At 64.8% G+C, this 24385-nt stretch carries 22 protein-coding genes and 2 pseudogenes; 12 read left to right on the top strand and 12 right to left on the bottom strand.

Translation table 11 applies throughout. From position 1 onward, the window contains the following. Positions 1-81: 81 nt before the first annotated feature. From KQI11_RS03825 to KQI11_RS03810, 4 genes and pseudogenes are all read right to left on the bottom strand, one after another. A complete protein-coding gene (locus KQI11_RS03825) occupies positions 82-1254 on the bottom strand; it encodes a phosphopentomutase (RefSeq protein ID WP_185915288.1) in 1173 nt (390 codons plus the stop codon). Between the two features lie 1754 nt (positions 1255-3008). Continuing rightward, positions 3009-3679 (bottom strand): annotated as a pseudogene (locus tag KQI11_RS03820) (hypothetical protein). A gap of 200 nt (positions 3680-3879) precedes the next feature. Beyond that, positions 3880-4467, bottom strand: a complete 588-nt coding sequence (locus KQI11_RS03815; protein ID WP_216401146.1) for a TetR/AcrR family transcriptional regulator — start codon at positions 4465-4467, stop codon at positions 3880-3882. Positions 4468-4803: 336 nt separating this feature from the next. Continuing rightward, positions 4804-5568 (bottom strand): YczE/YyaS/YitT family protein, encoded by a 765-nt coding sequence (locus KQI11_RS03810; RefSeq protein ID WP_216401145.1) that lies wholly within the window; start codon positions 5566-5568, stop codon positions 4804-4806. A 311-nt stretch (positions 5569-5879) separates the two neighbouring features. On the opposite strand from KQI11_RS03810, the gene pyk reads away from it, so the two are divergent. Continuing rightward, positions 5880-7649 carry a pyruvate kinase gene (gene pyk, locus KQI11_RS03805; protein WP_216401144.1) on the top strand — a complete coding sequence of 590 codons (1770 nt, stop codon included), beginning with the start codon at positions 5880-5882 and terminating at the stop codon, positions 7647-7649. A gap of 64 nt (positions 7650-7713) precedes the next feature. On the opposite strand, the gene KQI11_RS03800 is transcribed toward pyk, so the two are convergent. Continuing rightward, entirely contained in the window at positions 7714-8352 is a 639-nt protein-coding gene (locus KQI11_RS03800; protein ID WP_216401143.1) for a hypothetical protein, read from the bottom strand. Between the two features lie 364 nt (positions 8353-8716). Here KQI11_RS03800 and KQI11_RS03795 point away from each other — a divergent pair, with 364 nt between their 5' ends. Both KQI11_RS03795 and KQI11_RS03790 read left to right on the top strand, forming a co-directional pair. Beyond that, entirely contained in the window at positions 8717-9769 is a 1053-nt protein-coding gene (locus KQI11_RS03795; RefSeq protein ID WP_216401142.1) for an inorganic phosphate transporter, read from the top strand. A gap of 38 nt (positions 9770-9807) precedes the next feature. Further along, positions 9808-10431 carry a DUF47 domain-containing protein gene (locus KQI11_RS03790; protein WP_216401141.1) on the top strand — a complete coding sequence of 208 codons (624 nt, stop codon included), beginning with the start codon at positions 9808-9810 and terminating at the stop codon, positions 10429-10431. Positions 10432-10501: 70 nt separating this feature from the next. On the opposite strand, the gene KQI11_RS03785 is transcribed toward KQI11_RS03790, so the two are convergent. Together KQI11_RS03785 and KQI11_RS03780 are read right to left on the bottom strand one after the other, a co-directional pair. Further along, positions 10502-10987: a YbaK/EbsC family protein gene (locus KQI11_RS03785; RefSeq protein WP_185915296.1), complete on the bottom strand. Its 486-nt coding sequence runs from the start codon at positions 10985-10987 to the stop codon at positions 10502-10504. Positions 10988-11033: 46 nt separating this feature from the next. Continuing rightward, the gene (locus KQI11_RS03780; RefSeq protein WP_216401140.1) at positions 11034-11780 is read right to left on the bottom strand and encodes a tyrosine-protein phosphatase; all 747 of its coding nucleotides are present in this window, start codon (positions 11778-11780) and stop codon (positions 11034-11036) included. A 234-nt stretch (positions 11781-12014) separates the two neighbouring features. Between KQI11_RS03780 and KQI11_RS03775 the strand changes: the two genes are divergently transcribed. From KQI11_RS03775 to KQI11_RS03740, 8 genes are all read left to right on the top strand, one after another. Beyond that, positions 12015-12245 (top strand): spore coat associated protein CotJA, encoded by a 231-nt coding sequence (locus KQI11_RS03775; protein ID WP_185915298.1) that lies wholly within the window; start codon positions 12015-12017, stop codon positions 12243-12245. Beyond that, positions 12238-12489 carry a spore coat protein CotJB gene (locus KQI11_RS03770; protein ID WP_021658920.1) on the top strand — a complete coding sequence of 84 codons (252 nt, stop codon included), beginning with the start codon at positions 12238-12240 and terminating at the stop codon, positions 12487-12489. Before KQI11_RS03775 ends, KQI11_RS03770 begins: the two co-directional genes overlap by 8 nt. Positions 12490-12492: 3 nt before the next feature. After that, a complete protein-coding gene (locus KQI11_RS03765) occupies positions 12493-13089 on the top strand; it encodes a manganese catalase family protein (RefSeq protein WP_021658919.1) in 597 nt (198 codons plus the stop codon). A 177-nt stretch (positions 13090-13266) separates the two neighbouring features. Beyond that, on the top strand, positions 13267-13905 hold the full coding sequence (locus KQI11_RS03760) for a TetR/AcrR family transcriptional regulator (protein ID WP_216401139.1): 639 nt from the start codon (positions 13267-13269) through the stop codon (positions 13903-13905). A gap of 1 nt (position 13906) precedes the next feature. Continuing rightward, on the top strand, positions 13907-14791 hold the full coding sequence (locus KQI11_RS03755) for an ABC transporter ATP-binding protein (protein ID WP_216401138.1): 885 nt from the start codon (positions 13907-13909) through the stop codon (positions 14789-14791). After that, a complete protein-coding gene (locus KQI11_RS03750) occupies positions 14791-15588 on the top strand; it encodes an ABC transporter permease subunit (RefSeq protein ID WP_216401137.1) in 798 nt (265 codons plus the stop codon). The genes KQI11_RS03755 and KQI11_RS03750 overlap by 1 nt, the downstream gene beginning before the upstream one ends. 48 nt (positions 15589-15636) lie before the next feature. Beyond that, positions 15637-15927 carry a DUF1905 domain-containing protein gene (locus KQI11_RS03745; protein WP_216401136.1) on the top strand — a complete coding sequence of 97 codons (291 nt, stop codon included), beginning with the start codon at positions 15637-15639 and terminating at the stop codon, positions 15925-15927. A 222-nt stretch (positions 15928-16149) separates the two neighbouring features. Continuing rightward, positions 16150-17589 (top strand): potassium/proton antiporter, encoded by a 1440-nt coding sequence (locus KQI11_RS03740; RefSeq protein ID WP_216401135.1) that lies wholly within the window; start codon positions 16150-16152, stop codon positions 17587-17589. 71 nt (positions 17590-17660) lie between these two features. On the opposite strand, the gene KQI11_RS13170 is transcribed toward KQI11_RS03740, so the two are convergent. From KQI11_RS13170 to KQI11_RS03725, 4 genes and pseudogenes are all read right to left on the bottom strand, one after another. Next, complete coding sequence (locus KQI11_RS13170) at positions 17661-18158, bottom strand: hypothetical protein (protein WP_286172577.1); 498 nt, start codon at positions 18156-18158, stop codon at positions 17661-17663. Positions 18159-18309: 151 nt separating this feature from the next. After that, positions 18310-18477, bottom strand: a pseudogene (locus tag KQI11_RS13165) (helix-turn-helix domain-containing protein); the annotation flags it as partial. Between the two features lie 272 nt (positions 18478-18749). Further along, a complete protein-coding gene (locus KQI11_RS03730) occupies positions 18750-20513 on the bottom strand; it encodes an ABC transporter ATP-binding protein (RefSeq protein WP_216401134.1) in 1764 nt (587 codons plus the stop codon). Beyond that, the gene (locus tag KQI11_RS03725) at positions 20513-22237 is read right to left on the bottom strand and encodes an ABC transporter ATP-binding protein (RefSeq protein WP_216401133.1); all 1725 of its coding nucleotides are present in this window, start codon (positions 22235-22237) and stop codon (positions 20513-20515) included. Before KQI11_RS03725 ends, KQI11_RS03730 begins: the two co-directional genes overlap by 1 nt. Positions 22238-22412: 175 nt before the next feature. On the opposite strand from KQI11_RS03725, the gene KQI11_RS03720 reads away from it, so the two are divergent. Beyond that, entirely contained in the window at positions 22413-23288 is an 876-nt protein-coding gene (locus KQI11_RS03720; RefSeq protein WP_216401132.1) for a LysR family transcriptional regulator, read from the top strand. Positions 23289-23899: 611 nt separating this feature from the next. Here KQI11_RS03720 and KQI11_RS03715 read toward each other — a convergent pair. Next, positions 23900-24385 (bottom strand): DUF5011/hyalin repeat domain-containing protein (locus KQI11_RS03715; protein WP_216401131.1); only part of this gene is annotated, 486 nt, incomplete at its 5' end.

The raw sequence follows: 24385 nt of genomic DNA, 5'->3' as shown, positions 1-24385 counted from the left end.
TTTTTCCTCCCCCCGCCTGCAAAAACTCCCCTGCAGTGTGAGACACCGCAGAGGAGTTTATAACTCAGGTGGTGTTTTTGCCTATTTGCTGATCTCGGACAGGAAGCTGTTGCCCTCGACATCGGCCTTGACGCCCAGGTACTCGGCGACGGTGGCGGCAATGTCGCAGAAGCCGTAGCGGGTGCCCAGGTCGACGCCCGCCTTCACAGAGGGGCCGTAGGCCAGCATGGGCACGTACTCGCGGGTGTGGTCGGTGTGCTTGGTGTAGGCCGGGTCACAGCCGTGGTCGGCGGTGATGATCAGCAGGTCGTCCGGGCGCATCCCCTCCATGAACGCGGCGATCTGGCCGTCGAAATCGGTGGCCGCCTGGGCGTAGGCGTCCACGTTGCGGCGGTGGCCGTAGGCCATGTCAAAGTCCACCAGGTTCAGGAAGCACAGGCCGTCAAAGTCACGGCCCTGCATCTGCATCAGTTTGTCCATGCCGTCGTCGTTGCTGACGGTGCGGTTGGACTCGGTCAGCCCCTGCTCGGCGAAGATGTCGAAGATCTTGCCGATGGAGATGCACTCCTTGCCGCTGTCCTTGATGTAGTCGAGGACGGTCTTGCGGGGGGGCTTGATGGAGAAGTCGTGGCGGCGGGAGGTGCGCTTAAAGGCCCCCGGCTCCCCGACAAAGGGGCGGGCGATGACCCGGCCCACGGCATGTTTGCCCTTGAGGATGTTCCGGGCGATCTCGCAGTAGCGGTAGAGCTCTTCCACCGGGACGATGTCCTCGTGGGCGGCCACCTGGAACACGCTGTCGGCAGAGGTGTAGACGATCAGGTCGCCGGTCTTCATGTGGTGCTCGCCGTAGTCGTCCAGCACCTGGGTGCCCGAGTAGGGCTTGTTGCAGACGACCTTGCGGCCGGTCTGCTCCTCAAACGGGTCCAGCACCTCGCGGGGGAAGCCGTCGGGGTAGGTGGGCAGGGGGTCGGCGGAGGTCACGCCGGCGATCTCCCAGTGGCCGATGGTGGTGTCCTTGCCGTTGGAGCGCTCGCGCAGGCGAGCAAAGCTGCCCACAGGGGCGGCCTCCTTCTCGCCGCAGGTGACACCCTCGATATTGAACATCCCCAATTTTTTCAGGTTGGGGGTGTTGAAGTTGGGGGACTTGGAGATGGAGCCCAGGGTGTTGGCGCCGACATCGCCGAATTTGTCAGCATCCGGCTCCTCGCCGATGCCGAAGCTGTCCAGCACGATCAAAAATGCTCTTTTTGCCATATCGCTTATTTCTCCTTTGCCAAAAGATTTGGATGATGGTTTCATTTTAGCACGGCAAAGCTGCCAAAACAAGGCATATTGCAAAAGTTGCCCTCTTTCTTCAAAGAATTTCGAGTTTGTTCATCCCCTTTAAGAAAACGCTTTTACAAAATACACAAAATCACTCTCTTTTTGTTGGCGATTTCTCCCCGCCCCTTTTGCCCCCTTGCTGGGCGCGGCAGGGGCCCCTCCCTCTGCCAGGCGCAACTGTCTCTCTCCCCGCCCAGTGCTGCGGATGTCCTTCCCTCTGCACCCCGTCGGGCCCGATCGGCCTCTCTCCTCCCATTCATCCGCCGCTCCCCCTGTCGGAAGCGGCGGGCACTCTTCTCTCCCTGCCAGGTGTGATTGGCACCCCTCTCCCCGCTGGGCACAGCGGGCATCCCTTTTTCCTCTCGTGCACACACGGATACTTCTTCTCTCTGCCGTGTGCAAAGCCCCCCTCCCCCCTGTTGGCAAACCGGGCGCACCTCTCCTCCGCCGTGCACGGCGGGCACCTCCTCTCCCTGCCGGGCACAGCACGTGGATGCCTCTTCTCCCTGCCGTGTGCAACAGTCCCCCTCCCCCCTGTTGGCAAACCGGGCGCGCCTCTCCTCCGCCGTGCACGGCGGGCAACCTCTCTCCGTGCACAGCACGCGGATACCTCTTCTCCCTGCCGTGTGCAACGGTCCCCCTCCCCCCTGTTGGGCAAACCGGGCGCACCTCTCCTCCGCCGTGCACGGCGGGCAACCCCTCTCCCTGCCGGACATAGCACGCGGATGCCTCTTCTCCCTGCCGTGTGCAACGGCCCCCTCCCCCCTGTTGGGCAAACCGGACGCGCCTCTCCTCCGCCATGCACGGCGGGCAACCCCTCTCCCTGCCGGGCACAGCACGCGGATGCCTCTTCTCCCTGCCGTGTGCAACGGCCCCCTCCCCCCTGTTGGCAAACCGGGCGCGTCTCTCCTCCGCCGTGCACGGCGGGCGCCCCCTCTCCCTGCCGGGCGCAGCAGATGCCCTCTCCCTGCGCGACAGGCGCACCCTCCCCGTGCTGAAATGCGCTGCTTTCCCCTTTCCCCGCTGGAGCGCGCACAGTCGACGCACCTCCCCACCAGGGGACAACCCGCGTTTCTGCAACCACCCCATCCAGCGTCGAACAGGGAAAAGGAGGCCCACCAAAGGCCGCCAAAAAGGGAGGGCGGAGAGGAGCGCCGCCAATCCCAATGTGCACCGGTGCGCGGGGGACAACTGGATTGCCAGCGCCCCACGGCCCGCAAATGGGCCCCCCCGCGTCCGCCGCAGCGCAGGGCCCCGAAAAAGGGGAACCGGCAGCTACAGCGGGCTCTTCCTCCCCGCCGGGCATGGCGATTGCCTCGGCAGTCCTCCCCGACTAGAGGATAGAACTCGTTTTATCGGCCCCCTGTCCAGCGGCGAGCGGGAAAAAGGTGGCCCACTAGGGGCCGCCAAAGGGGGACTTGTACAGAGGGCCGCCGCCCGCCCAGGTATGCACCCGGTGTGCGGGGCACAACAGAAATTCCAGTGTCCCGGCACCCAGCGGCGGCTCCCCTCCCGGCCATCGCGCCCGGGGTCCAAAGAGGGGGGAGCAGTGGCTGCAGCAGGGCCACGCTGTGAAGAACAGCGGGTTTCGTCCCTTCCATCCCCTCGCCGCCGCTCCCCTCCGCACGCCGATCCAGGCGAAGGGGCCCTTCAAAAAGCCGGCACGCAGCGAGGACACCCCCTCGTCAGTCGGCCTGCCGTTCCTCTTTCATGGCCCGGTAGCCGATGAGGACGGTCCATACGTAGGCGCAGGTCTTGGGGATCATCAACATCCCGATGGCGGGCACGGCATCGGCCCACAAAACCACCGGAATGTAAAAGCCAAAGCTCAAGACGATGGTCAGCCACATCCAGCGAAACGCCCTGTCCCCCGCCTCTTTTGCGCTGCGGTAAAACAGCGCGATGACGAGGAGACCCAGCGCTGCGAAGGGGAGATTGCGGTAGATCCCCCAGGACAGGGGGCCGAGGCGCTCAGCCACCCGTTTTGCGGGAACAGGCAGAGGGCGATCCGCGCCCCGGCCAGGAGGTAGACGGCGGCCGTCGTTCCCCTTCTTCCCACAATGCGGTAGCGGTTGCGCCAGACGTAGTAGAGAAGGACGTAAAAGACGGTCATGGTGATGGAGGTCACCCATTTCCCGACCCCCAGGGCCGCGGTAAATTGGTCGAGCCCTGTGGTGCAGAGGGCAATCATGCGGGGCACAAGGTGAAACGAGTCCCCCGCCCCCAGCACAATGGCCATGACGCCAAACAGTCGGTACTGCTTCTCTCCCCCGCTCTTGATTGCCATGGCGATCCCCACGGTCACGACCAGGGTCAGATACACCACATCAAAAATCGTCTCAACAATTGCCTGCAAAATACCTCTTCCTTTCGGCTTTAAAAATTCTATTTCAAGAGCAGATCGCTCTCAAACAGCGTCAAAAGGACGCGCTCCCCTGCACAGCCCAGGCGGAGACTGGCGGCGGGGTCTTCCCCCTCAAATGCCGCCTGCCCTCATTGTGAACATTGTTCATGTTGGCCCTCAAAAAATCCCCGCCGTACCGGGGAACTTTTGCGTCAGTAAATGGCCCGTCTGATCACTTCCAGCGCGGCCGCCTGGCCGTCGCTCTCCCGCAGCAGGGCCGCCAGGATCATGGAGAAAACCAGCTCCACAAACTCGTCGCGGGTGAAGGTCTCGTCAAAAGCGTCGGGGCGCACCTGTCTATCGCCCTCCAAAACCGCCTTCAGGTGCTCCTGCATGTGCCGCCAGGTCTGGGCCATCAGCTGCTTGGCCTCGGCCTTTTCCTCCCCCAAAAAATGCATGGCGTGTAGCGCAAAAAAGCCGGGATAGGTCTGGTTGCCCCAGCCGATCCGCCCGTAGATCCAGCGGATGCAGGACAAAAAGTCCTCAAAGCCCTCCCCCTGTTTTGGAAGCCGGAAAATATCGCCCCAGATGCTCTCGACGGTCGCGGCCACCAGACCGGACTTAGAGCCAAAGTAGTTGTAGACCGAGCCGACAGATATGCCGCAGGCGGCGGCCACCGAGCGAATGTTGAGGGCCGTCCAGCCCTTTTTCATGATCGATTCTCTGCTGACAGCCAAAATGGCCTCTCTGGAAGTCACCGCCGGATGCACTTCACCACCTCCAATATGAACAATGTTCATTATAGAGAACTGCTGCCCCTTTGTCAAGGGGCTGCCCCCCTCTCTTTTCGGCGTCGCCTCCCCATTCCGGCCGGCGCTGCCTCCAAACGCGTCGGCGCGCAGCCGCGCGACAGCCCCCTCCATCCGCCGCGCCGGCAGCAAGGCGGCGAATGGGGGCCACAGCTGCTGGGAGAGGGCCCTCCCCCCACCGCGAGACGGCCGGAGGGGCCCCCCTCCCCTTCGCTCCGCCCCGCTTTTCAAGTTCGCGCCACCCCTCCCAACCGGGGTCCGGTGCAAACGGCCGCCCGCTGCGCGGCGACAAAAAATCCCTCCCGGTTTGCCCGGGAGGGATCGCTTCTAGTCCTCGCTCTTCAAAATTTCCGCCGCCTCTTCCACCGGCACCTCGATGACCTCGGCCTCTTTGTGGCGCTTGTTCATCTCGCGGTTGTGGTGGTCGCCGACCCCCAGCGGGGTGAGGATGAGCTTGTCGATGACCGGCACACAGGCGCTGATCCCAGGGCCGGTGAGGACAAAGGCGATGATGGTGCCCACGCTGACCACCCCGCCCATCAGGAACCCGGCGATGATGTAGCAGCCGTCCAGGGCGATCTTCATAAAGCGGTACTGAAAGGTCGGGTGCTTGTCCATGATGCGAAAGAGGATGGAGTCGGTGTTGCCGAACCCAAAGCGGAGGGAGACCACCAGCGCCAGCCCCAGGATCATGAAGACAAGGCCCAGGGCGATGTAGGCGCTGCGCACCCAGAGGTTGTTGTGCTCGGCGACAAAGCTGCGCATAAAGGGCTCGTAGAGGCCCAGGGCAACCGAGAAGAAGATGGAGTTGATGACCGTCCCCACGTTGATGTACTTGAAGGCAAAGAGGATGGCCACCACCAGGGTGACGTTGTTGTTGATGGTCGAGGCCATGCCGATGCCGAAGTGGAAGGTGTGGTCCAGCCCGTCCAGCCAGACGGAGATGGGGTCGCTGCCCAGGCCGCTGCAGATAAACAGCCCCACGCCAAAGGCCGAGACCGCCGCCGCGATAAACATCAAAATCGTCTTGACCAGCACCTGTTTGACGGTCATATTCCCCAGTTTGTCATTGTAAAGCTGTTTGAGCCACATCTTGTTTTACCCCTCCAAAAATCCCAGTTCTCATCACAGGCCGTTATTCCTCATAATAGCAGTGAAGGTTTCACAAGTCAACAAAAAATGCCCGGCAAACGGTCTTTGTACCGCACTTTTTTCTCCCGTCCCCCGCGGGGGAAAACGGCTCCCCTTCCCCTTGCAAAAAACGCTCTTTTGTCAAATCGTTTTCTCATCTTCCCCGCCCTCTGCCGCCAAAAACAAAAAGAAAGCGCTTTCCTTTTTGTTTGCGGGGTACTATAATAACAAGCAGATTGCCACCATCACCAGAGAGATAGGAGCGATGCACTTTGAGAAAGACAAAAATCATCTGCACCCTGGGCCCGGCCACCGACCGGGAGGGCGTATTGGAAAATATGATCAAGGCCGGAATGGACGTGGCCCGGGTCAACTTCTCCCACGGCAGCCACGAGGAGCACGCCAAGCGGCTCGAAAAGCTGGTGGCCCTGCGGGAGCTGCTCAACCTGCCCATCGCCACCATGCTGGACACCCGCGGCCCCGAGGTGCGCACCAAGTGCTTCAAATCCGGGCCGGTCGAGCTGAAAAAGGGGCAGAACTTCGTCCTCACCACCCGGGAGGTGGAGGGGGACGAGAACATCGTCTCGGTCACCTACCAGGGGCTGCCGGGGGACCTGAAGCCGGGCGACACCGTCCTCATCGACGACGGCAAGGTGGAGCTGCGGGTCCTCTCCACCGACGCCACCGACATCGCCTGCGCCGTGCAGAACGACGGCCCGGTGGGCGATCACAAGGGCATCAACCTCCCCGGCGTCAGCCTGCGCATGCCCTATATGTCCGAACAGGACGCCGACGACATCGAGTTCGGCATCCGCGCCGGGTTCGACTTCATCGCCGCCTCCTTTGTCCGCTCGGCCGACGACGTGCTGCAGATCCGCAAGCTGCTGGACAAACACCGCTGCAAGAGCATCAAAATCATCTCCAAGATCGAAAACGCCGAGGGGGTCGCCAACATCGACGACATCCTGCGGGTGTCCGACGGCATCATGGTGGCCCGGGGCGACATGGGGGTCGAGATCCCCCTGGAAGAGATCCCGGTCATCCAAAAGATGCTCATCAAAAAGTGCTACAACGCGGGCAAGCAGGTCATCACCGCCACCCAGATGCTCGACTCGATGATGCAAAACCCCCGCCCCACCCGCGCCGAGGCCACCGACGTGGCCAACGCCATCTACGACGGCACCAGCGCCATCATGCTCTCGGGGGAGACCGCCGCCGGCAACTACCCGGTGGAGGCGGTCAAGACCATGGCCCGCATCGCCTGCCGGGCGGAGGAGGACATCCGCTACGACAACCGCTTCCGCGCCCGGGCCATCTCCGACAAGCTCAACATCACCGACGCCATCTCCCACGCGGCCTGCACCTCGGCCTACGACCTGGAGGCCAAGGCCATCATCGTGGTCACCAACTCCGGCACCACCGCCCGGATGGTCAGCAAGTACCGCTCCTCCATCCCGGTGATCGGCTGCTCGGTCACCGGCACCGTCTGCCGGCAGATGAACCTCTCCTGGGGGGTCACCCCCCTGCTGCTGCCCGAGTGCGACGACCTGGACGACCTCTTTGAGCTGGCGGTGGAGGCCGCCAAGGGCGCCGGGCTGGTGCGCGACGGCGACCTAGTGGTCATCACCGCCGGCACCCCGCTGCGCCAATCGGGCACCACCAACCTGCTCAAGGTGCACATCGTGGGCGACGTGCTGATTTCCGGCAAGGGCATCAGCGACGGCAAGGTGGTGGGCAACCTCTGCGTCTGCAAGGACGAGGACGAGGCCCTGCAGAAGTTCAAACAGGACGACATCCTGGTCATCCCCGAGACCTCCCCCAAGATCCTCCACCTGCTGAAGATGGCCTCCGGCATCATCACCGAGGAGAAGTTCGACGACTGCTACACCGGCATCGTCGGCTCGGCGCTGGACATCCCCGTCCTCATCGACGCCGCGGGCTGCACCGAGACCCTCAAGAGCGGCACCACCGTCAAGCTGGACGCCACCAAGGGCATCGTCTCCTCCAGCACCCTGGAGAGCTCCCTCAACCGGGAGGAGTGACCGGCCATCCGCCAATAAAAGAGAGCGGGCTGTCTTATGGCAAGACAGCCCGCTCTCTCTTTGTCTAGCCGTCGATTTCCACGCAGGAGAGATACCGAAAGCCGCCGTCCTCCGCGACCCGGGCCGTCAACCTCTTTTTGCCCTGGGGCGTGCCGTCCTGGCTCTTAAAAATGAAGAACTCGATGTCGATGGTGTCCCCCCGGATGTCGAAGCGGTCCAGGGCGGTCACATACTGCTCGGTCTTGTCGTAAGGGAGGATGGCATAGGCCCCTCTTGCCGGCAGGTAGGAAAACGCCGCCCTCGTCTGCTCCGCTGTCATCCCAAAGCGCTGGGCAGTATAGGCCTCCACCTCCTCCTGGGAAAAGAGATAGCCGTAGGGCTCCTGGCTGTATATCCTCTCGCCGTACTTCTCCCCTTCCGGCTCCCGGCCGGCGTCGGGGTACTGGGGGTAGTAAAAGCTCCAGGCGAGCACCTCGTCCGCCTTCAACTGCTCGGGCGAGGTCCAGTCCCCCTGCAGGCCGCAGAGCATCCGGCCGTAGGGCTCCAAGTAGGTGGCCTCCACCCACTCGGCGCTGACTTTCTCGGGGAACCTCTCGGCGCGCAGGGCATCCTCCTCCGGCGTGCCGGAAGGGGGCGGTTCGCACCCCGCCAGGAGAAGGGCGGCCGCCAACAGCACCCCGCCCATCGCTCTCAAGTGTCTCATTGTCGTCCCTCCTTGCAAAGTCGTCGGGTCCGTCATCCTTTCCAATTTCAGTATACCGGATCCCCCCTTTCCTGTCCCGGACGGCGGGCCGATTTTAACCCTTTTGACACCATTTTTTACCCTTTTGTAAGGTCTGTGTAAAGTCCCCGTTATCGTCCCATCCTCAAAGCTGATGGATGTTGTCAAAGAAAACCCGACCCTGTGCATACCCCCTTGTCGATTTTACACAAACATCTCCTGTTTTTTACATTCCGATTGCCGCCCCCGTGGGCCGATGCTATATTGATGGTGCCATCTCAACGGCCGGTTTTCCCCCAAAAAAGAGAAAACCGATTTCGATGATCCGCCAAAGGAGGCCCTTTTTATGACCGTCTCCCTCTCTGCCTTTTTGCAGCAGCTCGTCACCAGTCCGCCCCTGCTCATCACCGTCCTGCTCACCCTGGGGGTCATTCTGGTCAACGGCTGGACCGACGCCCCCAACGCCATTGCCACCTGCGTCTCCACCCGCTCCATCAAACCCCGCCACGCCATCTGGATGGCGGCCGCCTTCAACTTTTTGGGGGTGCTGGTGATGACCGCCCTCAACGCCACCGTGGCCCAGACCATCTACAAGATGGTGGATTTCGGTGGCGACCCCCACCAGGCCCTCATCGCCCTCTGCGCCGCCCTCTTTGCCATCGTCACCTGGGCGACGGCGGCCTGGGCCTTCGGCATCCCCACCAGCGAGAGCCACGCCCTCATCGCCGGGCTCTCGGGGGCGGCCATCGCCCTGCACGGGGGGCTGTTGGGGATCAACGGCGGCGAGTGGGTCAAGGTCCTCTACGGGCTGGTCCTCTCCACCCTGCTGGGCTTTGCCCTGGGGTGGCTGTGCACCAAGGCCATCGAGTTCCTCTTTCGCCGCGCCGACCGCCAAAAGACCCTGGAGCCCTTTCGCTGGGCCCAAATCGGCGGCGGGGCCGCCATGGCCTTTATGCACGGCGCACAGGACGGGCAGAAGTTCATGGGCATCTTCATGCTGGGCATCTTTTTGGCCGGCGGCCAGGGGGACGCGCAGAGCTTTCAGATCCCCCTCTGGATGATGATCCTCTGCTCCCTGGTGATGGCGCTGGGCACCTCCATCGGCGGGATGCGGATCATCAAGGCCGTGGGGATGGACATGGTCAAACTGGAAAAATACCAGGGCTTTGCCGCCGACCTGGCCGGCGCGGGCTGCCTGCTCCTCTCCTCCCTGACCGGGGTGCCGGTGAGCACCACCCACACCAAGACCACCGCCATCATGGGGGTGGGGGCCGCCAAGCGGCTCTCCTCGGTCAACTGGGGGGTCGTCAAGGAGATGCTCCTCACCTGGGTGCTCACCTTCCCCGGCTGCGGCCTCATCGGCTACCTGATGGCCAAGCTCTTTATCTGGATCTTCTGACCGCGCCACTGCGCGAAACCAAAAAGGAGGGACTTTCCATGGCCCACAAGAGAGAAAACGACTACTTTGAACTGCTCTGCCGCCAGGTGGCCCACTGCACCGAGGCCGCCGGGCTGCTGCAGGCCATCCTCACCAACTTTGACCCTGCCGCGCTGCAGGACCAGCTGGCCTCGCTCCACCAGGTGGAGCACCGGGCCGACTTGGTCAAGCACGAGATGATGGAGAAACTCCTCCACGAGTTCATCACCCCCATCGAGCGGGAGGACATCACCGCCCTGGCGCAGGAGATCGACAACGTCACCGACAACATCGAAGAGGTCGCCCTGCGCGCCTACATGTACAACATCTCCGCCGTCCTCCCCCAGGCGGTGCGCTTCGGCGAACTCGTCGGCCGCTGCTGCCAGGCCCTGGAAGAGGTCGTGAAGGAGTTCCGGCACTTCCGCAAGTCCCCCACCCTCTACCAAAAGATCGTCGCCGTCAACGAGTTGGAGGGGGAGGGCGACCAGCTCTACACCCAGGCGGTGCGCTCGCTCTACACCGAGGCGGCCGAACCGGCCGCCCTGCTGGCCTGGAGCGCGCTCTACGACCAACTGGAGAGCTGCTGCGACGCCTGCGAACACGTGGCGGACATCGTCGAGACGGTGGTCATGAAAAACAGTTGACCCGCCCCCACAGCCAAAAAAGGGCCCCGGCGCTGAATGCGCCGGGGCCCTTTTTCCCTTTTCGTCTCCGTCAGCCCTCTTCGGGCCGCCATCCCTTGCAGACGTCCACCCACTTTTCCGCTTTGGCCAGCGAAAAGAGGTCGTCACACCCCAGTTCGATGGCCGAATTGCTGCTGCCGCAGGCGGGAAAGACCGTCTCGAAGCGCCGCAGGGACTCGTCCAGGCAGACCAGGATGTCCTCCCGCGCCAGGGCAAAGGGACAGACCCCGCCCACCGCGTGGCCGGTCAGCTCCTCCACCGCGTCGGGGGCGAGCATCTTGGCCTTGCAGCCAAAGGTGTCCTTAAAGCGGCGGTTGTCCACCTTGGCGTCCCCCGCCGCGACGATGAGGAGGGCGCTCTCCCCCCAGACAAAGGACAGGGTCTTGGCGATCCGCGCCGGAATGGTGCCCACCGCCTTGGCCGCCAGCTCCACCGTGGCGCTGGAAACCGGGAACTCCAAGATCTCCCCCTCCCGCCCCAGGGCGGTCAGGTATGCTCGCACTGCCTCAATAGCCATCTCGCAACAACTCCTCTTCTTCTCTTCTCGGGCGGCCGGGCCGCCCCTACTCTACCAGCAGCCGCGCCCGCAGGGCGCCGATCTCGCCGTCGGTCAGGCCGATGGCACGCAGGTACTCCTCGGCTCCCCCCTGGCGGCGCAGTTCCGCCAGGGCCATCTCCATGTTTTCCGGCGCGGAGGAGAAGGCCCCCTCCGGAATGCCGCCGGGGGCCAACTTCTCCAGCGCGGCCCGCTGCTTGGCGAAGAAGGGGGCCATGTTGGCCTCGCTGGCGGCATAGTCGGCGACGATGACCGCCTCCTCCACCCCCGCCAGGGAGAGCAGGAGCATGGAGAGGACGCCGGTGCGGTCCTTCCCGGCGGTGCAGTGGTAGAGGACGCAGCCCTCGCGGCAGCCGGCCATCAGCGAGAGGGCCCGGGCAAGGGAGGGCTGGCTGTCCCGCAGCAGCGAGACGTAGAGCGCCCCCATGGAGTCGGGCAGCCCGGCGGTCTCCCCCGCCGCCAGGCTGGATTGGAGGTTGTCCAGCAGCGGCACCTCCTCACAGCGGATGTCCCAGTACCCCCGCAGGCTGCTGGGGGCGCGCCGGCACTCCTCCCCCGAGCGCAGGTCGATGGAGAGGCGCACCCCGTACCGGTACAGCGCCTCCAGGTCCCCCTCCCCCAGCCCGGCGGGCTGGTCGCTGCGCAGAAAGCGCCCAGCGCAAACAGCGCCCGGACCCGCCGGGTAGCCGCCCAGATCGCGGGTGTTGTAAGTCCCCTGCAGCGGCAGGGGGGCATTGGCCGAAATGAGAGCCATCTTCACTTCTCCCCTCTTTTGTATCTGCTCAAAAACCGCGGCGTGCACTTTTGCCCGCCATGGCTTTTCATTATACACCATTTTCTCGCCTTTCGCAGCCATTCCCCGAAAAAAGGGCGGCCGCGCTTTGGCGGCGGCGGGGCGGGGCGGAACGGCGGCCGGGCAAACGCCATAGTGTGAAACGGGACGGCGGAGAGCCGCCCTCTACTCTCAACAGACAAGGAGACAACTGCAATGTACCAAAACGATCTCCACGCCAAGGGCTGCGGCTCTTGCGGCGGCGACTGCGGGGGCGGCTGCACCGGCGAAACCGGCGGCAGATGCCCCCAGCAGCCCGCGATGGGCTATGTTCCCGACCAATCTTTCTCCAAGCTGTACACCCCCTCCACTGCGCTCTGCCGCGGCACCCTCTTCGGCGCCCTCGACAAGCCGTTTTCCGGAAAGGGGTGCCACTGCGATGAATAGAGAAAAAGAAAAGCTGATGAAGGTCATTCGGGAGAGCGACTTCGCCATCCAGGAATGCGCCCTCTACCTGGACACCCACCCCCGCGACAGCGCCGCGCTGCGCCTCTACGGCGACCAGCAGGCCCTGCGCAAAAAGGCGGTAGACGCCTACGAGCAAGCATTCGGCCCGCTCACCACTGCCGGCAACCAGTTTTCCAGCTGGCGCTGGATCGATGACCCGTGGCCCTGGGATTTGGAGGACTGACCGATGTGGACTTATGAGAAAAAGCTGCAATTTCCTGTGCAGATCAAAACGCCCAACCCGGCGATGGCCAAGGTCATCATCACCCAGCTGGGCGGCCCTGACGGCGAACTGGCCGCCAGCATGCGCTATCTCAACCAGCGCTACTCCATGCCCTACAAAGAGTGCAAGGGCATCCTCACCGACGTGGGGACAGAGGAGCTGGCCCACGCCGAGATGATCGGCTCCATCGTCCACCAGCTGACCCGCTGCCTCTCCATGGAGGAGATCAAGGAGGCGGGCTTTGACGCCTACTTTGTGGACCACACCACCGGCGTCTACCCCCAGGCGGCCGCCGGTTTCCCCTTCACCACGGCGGTGCTGCAGTCCAAGGGCGACGCCCTCACCGACCTCTTTGAGGACCTGGCCGCCGAGCAGAAGGCCCGCACCACCTACGACAACCTGCTGCGCCTGGTGGACGACCCCGACGTCATCGCCCCGCTGAAATTCCTGCGGGAGCGCGAGGTGGTCCACTTCCAGCGCTTTGGCGACGCGCTGCGGGTGGTGCAGGACAACCTGGACTGCCGCAACTTCTACGCCATGAACCCCGAGTTCGACAAATAGCTTTTCAGCCTCCTCCTCTCTCTCGCCCGCGCCGCGGCCCTCCGCCCGGCGCGGGCTTTTTTTGTCAAAAAGCCCCCTGTTTTAAATTTGACAAAAGGGGTTGTCCCATCCGGTCAACGTGCTATAATGGGAGCCAAGCCGGCCCGACCAGCGCCGCGCGAGAAGGGGGGACGCCGCTTGCATCCCACATTTTTTGCCCTGCCAAAAAGCCGGCAGATGCAGATCGTCAACGCCGCCATGGAGGTCTTTTCCCAGGGCGATTACCGCCACTGCGTCACCGACGACATCGCCGCCCGGGCTGGCATCTCCAAAGGGCTCCTCTTTCACTATTTTGAAAACAAGTTGGGCCTCTATCTCTACCTCTACCGGTACGCCCTGGACCTGGTGACCGAGCGGCTGCGCGCCCCCGCCATCACCCAGGAGCGCGACTTCTTCGACCTGTTGGAGAGGGCGACACTGGAAAAGCTGGCCCTGATGAGGGAGCACCCCTCCCTGTTCGCCTTCTTCTTTCAGTCCCGGGTGGAGAAGGACGAGGCCGTCCTGCAGGCCCTGGGGACCGTGTGGGACCCCCTCATCGACCAGAGCGCCGGGCAGATCCTCGCCCAGACCGACTGGAGCCGCTTTCGCGACGACGTGGACCCCAAGCTGGTTTTGGACCTGGTGCTCTGGAGCGCGGAGGGGTTTTCCAAGCTGCACGGCGAGCTTCGCTCGGGCGATTTGGAGGAGCTGAGCCGAGAGTACCTGCGGGCCCTGGATTTGATGCGCCGCCACTTCTACAAGCCCGAGTGGCTGGAGCCGCGGCAAAAGGAGCAGTGAGATGAACACCATTGAAATCGACAGGCTGACCAAGGACTACGGCCGGGGGCGCGGGGTCTTCGACCTCACCTTCTCGGTGGCACAGGGCGAGGCCTTTGGCTTTTTGGGGCCCAACGGCGCCGGAAAGACCACCACCATCCGCCACCTGATGGGCTTTAGCCGGCCCCAGTCCGGCTCCTGCCGCATCGGCGGGCTGGACTGTCTCACCCAGTCCCCCAGGATCCAAAAGGACCTGGGCTACATCCCCGGGGAGATCGCCCTCCCCGACGAGATGACCGGGCTGGAATTCCTCCGCTTTCTCGCCCGCTACCGGGGGGTGTCCGACTTCTCCCGCGCCGAGGCGCTGATGGCGCGCTTCGAACTCGACCCCCGGGGGCGCATCCGCCGGATGTCCAAGGGGATGAAGCAGAAAGTCGGCATCGTCTGCGCCTTCATGCACGACCCGGCGGTGCTGGTGCTCGACGAGCCCACCAGCGGTCTCGACCCGCTGATGCAAAACCGCTTCATCGAACTGGTGCTGGAGGAGAAGGCCCGGGGCAAGACCATCCTCCTCTCCTCCCACATGTTTGAAGAGGTGGAGCGCACCTGCGACCGGGTGGGCATCCTCCGCCAGGGAAAGCTGGCCGCGGTGGAGGGGATCGACCGGCTCAAGGCCGACCGCCGCCGCACCTACGTGGTCTCCTTTGAAAGCGAGGGGGAGGCCGCCGCCTTTGCCGCCGACGCGCCCGGGGTCAAGGGCGCCCGGGGGCGGCGGGTGACGGTGGAGGTGGCCGGCCCCTTCGGGCCCTTTACCGCCGCCCTGGCCCGCCACCCGGTGACCGGGCTGGAAGAGGTCCGCCTGACGCTGGAGGAGCTCTTCCTCCACTACTACGGGGAGGGAAAGTAATGCGCCTGTCACTGTTTCGGGAGGGGCACCGCTCCAGCTGGAAGCTGCTGGTCATCTTCGCCGCGGTGCTCTCCCTCTACATCTCCATGATCACCACCATGTTCGACCCCGAGATGGGGAACATCCTCCAACAGCTCTCCGACTCCATGCCCCAGCTGATGGCCATGGTGGGGATGCAGAATCCCGGCACCACCCTGGTCAGCTTCCTCTCCACTTATCTCTACGGCATGCTGCTGCTCGCCTTTCCCCTGGTGTACGAGGCCATCACCGCCAACCGGCTGGTGGCCCGCCAGGTGGAGCGGGGCTCCATGGCCTACCTGCTGGCCGCCCCCTCCTCCCGCACCCAGGTGGCCCTGACCCAGGCCTCGGTCCTCCTCACCGGCACCGCCCTGCTCATCGGCTACTGCACCGGCCTGGGCATCCTCTGCGCCCACCTCTTCTTCCCGGGGGAGCTGGACGTGAGCGCCTTTCTCCTCCTCAACGCCGGGCTCCTCCTCCTTCACTTCGCCGTCAGCGGCATCTGCTTTTTTGCCTCCTGCCTCTGCAACGAGGGGCGGACCGCCTCCCTCCTGGGGGCGGGCATCCCGGTCCTCTTTTTGCTGATGCAGATGCTCTCCAACATGGGCGGCAAGCTGGAAAACCTCAAGTACGCCAACCTTTTCACCCTCTTTGACCCCGCCGGCCTCATCGCCGGCAAATCCTCGGCCCTCTGGGGGCTGCCGGTGCTGGCGGCGCTGGGCGCCCTCCTCTACGGGCTGGGCGTCTGGGTCTTCTCCCGGCGGGACCTGCCCCTCTGATTGGGCGCACCCGCTCCGGGGCACCCTTTGGGGGAGGAGGCGAGAGCGATGAAACCACCCGTCTACCGCTTTGAGGCGGTCATCCAAAAGGTGGAGGGGCTCGACGGCGCCTATGTGGAGATCCCCTTTGATGTAAAGGCGGCCTTCGGCAGGCTGCGGGTGCCGGTGCACGCCACCTTTGACGGCTACCCCTACCAGGGGAGCCTGGTGCGCATGGGCGCGCCCGGGCACATTTTGGGGCTGCGAAAGGACATCCGCGCCGCCATCGGCAAACAGCCGGGGGACCGGGTGACGGTCGCCCTGTGGGAGCGCATCCCCCCCGAGCGCCCAACCAAATAGCCGCCCACCGGGGGCCGCGCAGAGGGCAGAAGCCGCCTGCGCGGCCCCCTTTTGCCCCCTTTTTCCAGAAAATAACCAGCTCTATTTGGTTGATTTCTCCATCTTTTTCCAGTATACTGGAGACAGAAGAACAAGACGAGGCCCCTTCCGGGGGCCCCGCCTTCTTTGTATCTCGCCCGTCCACCCCTTTTGTAAAGGAGGTCTGTGTAAAGGAGGTCTGCCATGACGACAAACGCCCTCTTGCTGGCGGCGCTGGCCCTGGCCATCGCCCTCTGCGCCCTCTGCACCAAGCTGTCCCACCGGCTGGGCATCCCCGCCCTGGCCCTCTTCTCCCTCATCGGGATGCTCTTCGGCTCAGACGGGGTCCTGGGTATCCCCTTTGCCGACGCCGCCATGGCCGAACAGCTCTGCTCCCTCGCCCTGGTGCCCATCCTCTTCTACGGCGGCTTCGGCACCAACTGGAAGACCGCCCGCCCGGTGGCGGGGCGGGCCATCCTCCTCTCCAGCGCGGGGGTCTTTCTCACCTCCGCCCTCACCGGCCTCTTCTGCCACCTGGCCCTGGGGATGAGCTGGTGGGAGGGGATGCTCATGGGCTCGGTGGTGGGCTCCACCGACGCCACCTCGGTCTTTTCGGTCTTGCGCTCCCACAAGTTGAATTGCAAAGGGGGGCTGGCCCCCCTGTTGGAGGTGGAGAGCGGCAGCAACGACCCCTTCGCCTACATCCTCACGGTGGCCATCCTCTCCCTCAAGGGGGGCGAGGGCTCCCTCGTCGGGCTCTTCTTGGCACAGGTGGGGGGCGGGGTCCTCTGCGGGTTCGCCCTGGGGGCAGCGGCGGTCTTTCTCATGAAGCGGCTGCGCTTTGAGAGCGAGGGCTGGCAGCCCATCTTCACCCTGGCGCTGGCCCTGCTCATCTACGCCCTCACCGGCCTTCTGGGGGGCAACGGCTACCTGGCCGTCTACATCGCCGGCATCCTGCTGGGCAACGCCCCTATCCCCCACAAGCGGCCCCTGGTCCACTTCTTCGACGGGGCGACCTCCCTGCTGCAAATCGCCATCTTCTTCACCCTGGGGCTGCTCTCCTTCCCCAGCGGGCTGCCGCGGGTCCTCCCCGCCGGGCTGGCCATCTCCCTCTTCCTGGCCCTCGTCGCCCGGCCGGCGGCGGTCTTTCTGCTGCTGGCCCCCTTTCGCATGCCCTGGCGGCAGAAGCTCCTCCTCTGCGTCGCCGGGCTGCGGGGGGCGGCGGCCATCGTCTTCTCCCTGGTGGTGGCGGCCGGCGCCCCGGGGCTGGAGCGGGACATCTTTCACATCATCTTTGTGGTGGCCCTCTCCTCGGTGACGGTGCAGGGAGCGCTGATCCCCTGGGCCGCCAAAAAGCTGGATCTGGTGGACCCCGACGGCACGGTGCTGGAGACCTTTACCGACTACCAGGAGACCGGCGCCGCCCGTCTGGTGCAGCTCCCGGCGGGGGCACTGCTGCAGGGCGCGCCCCGCTTTGTGGCCGACCTCCCCCTCCCCGAAGGGGTGCTGATCGTGGAGATCCTCCGCGCCGGGGAGACGGTGGTCCCCAGCGGCGGCACCCTGGTCAAAGAGGGGGACACCCTCACCCTCTGCGGGGAGGAGGAGAGCCTCTCCGCCCTCCTCTCGCCGGAGATACAGGGCTGATGTTTCGCCGGCTGCAAAAGGGGAGCGGCGCTGGAAAAATCCAGCGCCGCTCCCCTTTTTGGATGCGCGTTTTACAGTTTTACCGCCGGCACCGCCACCCGGGCGCCGGTCTCCTGCTCGGCGCCGAAGTTGAAGGACGGGCCGCTCTCCGGGGCAAAGCGGTAGCCGAAGGACTCGGGGCGGTAGCGCTCCACCGCCCGCTGCACCGACTCGATGGCCAGACAGAAGTCCTCCTCCCGGTCGTAGGGCTCGCTCTGGAAGTAGAAGAGGGCCCCGGCCGGCAGCTGGGCCAGCGCATACCCCTCCGGCACCTCACCACAGTAGTCCAGGGGCAGTTCCACCCCGGCGGCGATGTTGGAGCAGCCCTCCTTCACCAGCTGGGGCGGCAGCTCCAACAGGGCGGCGGTGTCCATCTTCTCGGGGATGCTGTTGAGCAGCCCCTCCCACTCGCAGCCCATCTCCTCGCAGAAGGAGAGGTAGTCCTCTCCCTTTTTGGAGCAGAGGTAGAGCAGCTTTCTGCGGGGTCTCTCCTGGACGGTGACGGTACACATCTTGATTTCTTCGCTCATCTGGCATTCCTCCTTGCGGCGGATCAGGGCCTGATAGTCCCTGATCGGGTACTGTACGAACAGGGGGATGGGGGACGGCGAGCGCCGGTAAGCGCGACGGGGCGACCGAAAAGCGGCTCTCAAAGGCCCGGGTAAACCCCTCGTGGCTGGCAAACCGGCTGTCCAGGGCGATGTCGAGCACCGGATCCCGGGTGTCCCGCAGCCGGGCGGCCCCCTGGGTCAGCAACACGGCCTGCAGGTACTCCCGCGGGGTCTGCCCCAGCAGCTCTTTAAAGAGGCGGTCTGCGTGCCGGCGGGAATAGCCGGCGGCGGCGTACATCCCCTCCAGGGAAAACTCGTCGCTCCCCGCCCAGCGGCGGATGTAGTCCTGCATCCGCTGGATGGCGGCGGTCTGTTCGGTCATCTCCATCTCTCTTCCCCCCTCTCACAGAATACCAGAGCGCGCCCCGCGGCGCTTGACCTGGTTGGACAACCCCTTTTGGGCCAGTGTAACACCCGCCCCCCTCCCCGGGCAAGGGCCGATTTTTTCCAGGGCGGCAAAAGGGGGCGCAGCCCCTGTTCGGCTGCGCCCCCCTCGGGCGATCTTCTATTTTACTCCCCTGTGCGGGCGAACTGGCTGTTGTAGAGCTCGGCGTAAAAGCCGCCCTTTTCCAGCAGGGACTGGTGGTTGCCCTGCTCCACGATCCTGCCGTCGCGCATCACCAGGATGCGGTCGGCCTCTTTGATGGTGGAGAGCCGGTGGGCCACGATGAAGCTGGTCTTCCCCCGCATCATCTCGTCAAAGGCCTTTTGGATGCGGATCTCGGTGCGGGTGTCGATGTTGGAGGTGGCCTCGTCCAAAATCAGCATCGGGGGCGAGGTCAGCATCACCCGGGCAATGCAGAGCAGCTGCTTTTGCCCCTGGGAGATGCTCCCCCCCTCCTCGGAGATGACGGTGTCATACCCCTGGGGCAGCCGCTTGATGAAGCTGTGGGCGTGGGCCGCTTTGGCCGCCGCGATCACCTCTTCCTCGCTGGCGTCGGGGCGGGCGTAGGCGATGTTTTCCCGCACCGTGCCGGTGAAGAGCCAGGTGTCCTGCAGCACCATCCCGTAGCAGGCCCGCAGGGAGCCCCGGGCGTAGTCGCGGATGTCCTTGCCGTCCACCGAGATGGCGCCCTTGTCCACGTCGTAAAAGCGCATGAGCAGGTTGATGAGGGTGGTCTTGCCGCAGCCGGTGGGGCCGACGATGGCGATGCGCTGGCCCGGCTCCACCCGCAAGTTGAAGTCCTCGATCAGGGGCTTTTTCGCCTCGTAGGCAAAGGAGACCCCCTCCACCGCCACCCGGCCCTCACAGGCCGCGGGGCGGGCGGATTCCAGCGCGTCGGGGGACTCGCTGGGCTCGTCGAGCACCGCGAAGACCCGGCGGGCCGAGGCGAGGGCCGACTGCAGCTCGGTCACCACCCCGGAAATCTCGTTGAAGGGCTTGGTGTACTGGTTGGCGTAGGCCAAAAAGCTGCTGATCTGGCCCACGGTGATGGCCCCGTTGATGGCCGCCACCGCGCCGATGATCCCCACCCCGGCGTAGACCACCCCGTTGACAAACCGGGTGCAGGGGTTGGTGAGGGAGGAGTAGAATTGCGCCTTCACCCCGCAGTCGTAGAGGCGGCTGTTGATCTCGTCAAATCGCTCCTGCGAGGCGGCCTCCCGGCCAAAGGCCTTGACGATCTTCTGGTTGCCCAGCATCTCCTCCACATAGCCGCCCATCTCGCCCCGCACCGCCGACTGCTCCCGGAACATGTTGTGGGAGCGCTTGGCGATGAAGCTGGCCACAAAGAGGGAGAGGGGGGTGATGAGCACCACCACCAAGGCGATCTTCACATTGATGGAGAGCATGAACGCCAGGGTGCCGAGGATGGTGATGACCCCGGTGAAGAGCTGGGAGAAGCCCTGGAGCATCCCGTCGGAGATCACGTCGATGTCCGACACCACCCGGGTGATGAGGTCGCCGTGGGAGTGGCCATCGATGTAGCGCAGGGGGACGGTGGAGAGCTTGGAAAAGGCCTGCACCCGAATGTCCTTGACGGTGTGGTAGGTGATTTTGTTGGTGCAGTAGGTCATCAGCCACTGGGTCAGGGCCCCCAGGGCGTAGACCCCGGCCAGCCAGCCGGCCATCCCCAGGATGCCGGTGAAATCCACCTGCCCGGGGCCGACGATCATGTCCACCGTCCGCCCCACCAGCACCGGGCCGGTGAGGGTACAGGTGACGGTGGCCACCGCGCAGAGAAGGGCCAGGGTCAGCAGCCACCAGTAGGGTTTTAGATATTTGAGGATCCGCCCCAGCACCGGGGTGCGGTCCTCCTGCCTGATTTTCGCCATCAGCGGCTCACCTCCTCTTCGCTGAGCTGGGAGAGACAGATCTCCCGGTAGACCGGGCAGCTCTCCAACAGCTGTTCGTGGCTCCCCACCCCGGCCAGGCGGCCGTCGTCGAGGACCGCGATCACGTCGGCATGGCGGATGGCGCTGGCCCGCTGGGAGACCACAAAGACGGTGCTCTCCCCCGCCTGGGCCGCCAAGGCGGCGCGCAGGGCCGCGTCGGTGCGGTAGTCCAGGGCCGAGGAGGAGTCGTCCAAAATCAGGATGTCCGGCCGCCCCACCAGGGCGCGGGCGATGGCCAGCCGCTGCCGCTGCCCGCCCGAGAGGTTCTTGCCCCCCTGCAAGATGGGGGTGTCATACCCCTGGGGCAGCTTTGCCACAAATTCGGCCGCCTGGGCGATGTCCAGCGCCCGGGCGATCTCCTCGTCGCTGGCATCGGGCTTTCCCCAGCGCAGGTTTTCCCGCACCGTCCCGGTGAAGAGGACCGATTTCTGGGGGACGATGCCGATTTTTTTGCGCAGGGCGGCGGTGTCGTAAGCCCGCACGTCCACCCCGTCGATGAGCACCCGCCCGGCGGTGGCGTCGTAGAAGCGGGGGATCAGGTTGACCAGGGTGGACTTGCCCGCCCCGGTGCCGCCGATGATCCCCACCGTCTGCCCCGGCTGCACCGTCAGGTCAATTCCCTCCAGGGCGTTTTCACCGGTGCTGTAGGCAAAGGACACCCCTTCAAAGGCCACCTTGGCGGCCCCCGAAAGGCCGCTCTCCTCCCCGCCGGGGAGGATGGAGGGCTCGGTCTCGAAAATCTCGTTGATCCGGCTGGCCGAGGCCGAGGCCTTGGTGAAGATGACCACCAGGTTGGCCACCACCACCAGGGCCAGCAGGATCTGGGTCATGTAGTTGACCAGGGCGATGATCTGCCCCTGGGTCAAAGCGCCGCTGTCCACCCGGAAGCCGCCAAACCAGAGGATGGCGATGATGGCGAAGTTGACGATGATGGAGGTGAGGGGGTTTAAGAGGGCGGACACCTTCCCCACCCGCACCGAGGACTGGGCCAGGTCGTCGCTGGCCGCGTAGAAGCGCTGGTTCTCGTGCTCCTGCTTAGAGAAGGCCTTGATGACCCGGGCGCCCTCCAAATTCTCGCGGGTGATGAGGCCGATGCGGTCCAGCTTTTTCTGGATGGTGCGGTAAAAGGGGATGGTCCGCTTCATCACCTGGTAGAGGACCAGGGCCACCAGGGGCCCCGCCACCAGGAAGATGAGCGACAGCTTCCAGTCCAGCCAGATGGCCATGACGGTGGAGCCGATGACCAGAAAGGGGGCCCGGATCACCAGGCGGATGAGCATTGCCACCGCCACCTGCAGCTGGTTGACGTCGCTGATGATGCGGTTGATGAGGGTCGAGGTGCCCAGCTTGTCGATCTCGGCGTGGGACAGGGTGCCCACATGGGCAAAGAGGTCGTGGCGCAGCCGGGTGCCCACCCCCTGGGAGGCCCGGGCGGCCGAGTACTGGCAGATGAGGGCGCAGCCCAGCCCCACCAGCCCCAGCAGCACGATCACCGCGCCGGTCTTGAGCACGTAGGGCAGGTCGCCCCGGGCCACCCCGTCGTCGATGATCTTGGCCATCAGCAGCGGCACGATCAGCTCGAAGATGGCCTCGGTCAGCTTGAAGAGCGGGCCGATGATGACCTGTTTTCGAAATTCCTTTAGATAGCGAACCAATTTCAGCAAGATGTTTTCCCCCACTTTTTTCGGGTTTTGCCGGGCCATTTGTTGCAAATCCCCGGCAAACTGTTATTATAATAACAAATGCGCAGCTATATGAAAAGGATTTTATTTGTATATTTTCCATTCAAATCCCATATAGTTTGCCCCGCCAGAGCGCGGGGATGAGGAGGTCGTTTCGTTGGAGTTAAAACAGCTAGCCGCCTTTGTCGCCGTGGCGGAGGAGGGCACCATCTCCGCCGCTGCCCGGCGGCTGCACATGACCCAGCCCCCCTTGAGCCACCAGCTCAAGCTGCTGGAGGAGGAGCTCTCCCTCACCCTCTTTGAAAGGGGGGCGCGCAAGGTGACCCTCACCCCCGCGGGCGAGCTGTTCTACCCCCGGGCCGCCAACATCCTGGAGATGGCGCGGGTGGCCCGCAAGGAGCTCTCCGACCTGGCGGTGGGCAAGCGGGGCACCCTGCGGCTGGGCACCGTCTCCTCCTCGGGCAGCGCCCTGCTCTCCAGCCGCATCCGCGAATTTCACACCCTCTACCCCGACGTGGACTTCTCCCTCCACGAGGGAAACACCTACCAGCTGCTGGAACTGCTGCGCGCCGGCATCATCGAGGTGGCGGTGGCCCGCACCCCCTTTCAGGCCGAGGGGTTTCACTGCAGCTACCTGTCCCCCGAGCCCATGGTGGCGGTGGCTGGGCCCGCTCACCCCTGGCCGGGGGAGGGGGCGCTCCCCCTCACCTATTTAAAGGGGCAGCCCCTCATCCTCTACCGCCGATTTGAGGACCTGATCGCCCGCCAGTGCGCAGCGGCGGGCTTTGCCCCCACCGTCCTCTGCAAAAACGACGACGCCCGCACCACCCTCATGTGGGTGGGGGCGGGGCTTGGCGTCGCCCTGGTGCCCCGCTCGGCCCTCAAAATCATGCAGGGATTGCAGGTGAGCTGCCGGGAGATCGACGACCCGGCCCTCACCACCCAAATCGCCGCCGTCTGGGCCAAAAACCGCCCCCTCTCCCCCCCGGCACAGGGGTTTGTGGAGGTCTTTTCCCGGGAGCGGGAGGTATGAGGAGGGGGCGGCGAGGCAGCTTTTCCCGCGCCTTCCAAAAGGCCGCTGCCCTCTGACGGCGGCCTTTTGGGCAAGGGGGTGAGGGACAGATGGCATGGCGGGGGTCTCCCCTGTGCGGAAGGGGGAGGGTCGCACGAGGCAAAGAATCCAAAAGCGCCGCCGGGCAGCCTGTGACAGGTTGCCCAGCGGCGCTCCTCTTTTTGGATGAAAGACTTCCCTCCCCCTCCGTGAAGGCGATGGGGCGTACGGGGAAGCCCGCGCCGCTCTCCGCCAACACCCTCACCTTGCCCAGCGTCATCCCCCCAGGCCCCGGCGCTGGTGCCGGAGGAGGAGACCGCAGGGGGATGTGCCCTTTCGGCGACGGGGACAGGGGCGGGATGTCGGGTTTCCGCCCGGATGGCGCAGACCAGGATCGGCCATTGGGCGATGGCCGGGCAGGGGCGCTCGGCCACCATCCCCGCCGAGGGACATGCCGTGGCGACGGGGGAGAGCGGGGGCGCAGCCAGCTCTTTTTTCGCCAAAGAGGCCGCTGCCAAAAAGCAGCGACCTCTTTGAAAAGGGTGTTGAAGGGGCCCTTTATCCGCTGACAGCGGTTGGCCCGAACGGCGGGATCAGAGGGCTTCCCCCTCCCTCTCCTCTTCCTTTTTCTCGGCGGAGAGGTCCCACAGGGCCATGAAGATCACCCCGCCCCAGCAGAGGATGGCGGGAACATCCAGCCCACAGCGGGCGAGGAAGGCCAGGGAGACGGCGCAGCCGCCCGCCAGGGCCAACAGCGCCACGTCCCCGAGGGTGAGGCCGCGTCTCCCCCGGCCCAGGAAAGTCTTGCGCCCCAGCCAGTAGAGCAGGGTGCAGAGGGCCCCTAGCAGGGCCAGCCAGTGGATGGGGCAGTGCCCGTCCGCCCCGCGGCCGCTGCCGCCGTCCATCCCGGTGTAGGGGGTGGCGCCGCCCGACGAATTGCCGTCGGGGGCCAGGTCACCGGCCGCGCCGGGTTTTAGCTGATATTGTAAAAAAAGGGAGGTGCGATTTCCGGCGGAGTCCTCCAGGGTGTAGGCGATCAGGTATTCCCCCGGCCGGGTGGTGTCGATGCCCTCCACCGC

The sequence above is a fragment of the Acetanaerobacterium sp. MSJ-12 genome (assembly GCF_018917875.1).
Classification (GTDB): domain Bacteria; phylum Bacillota; class Clostridia; order Oscillospirales; family Ruminococcaceae; genus Bittarella; species Bittarella massiliensis.
The sequence above is the reverse complement of the archived record's forward strand: the minus strand, read 5'-3'. Positions and strand labels throughout refer to the sequence as shown.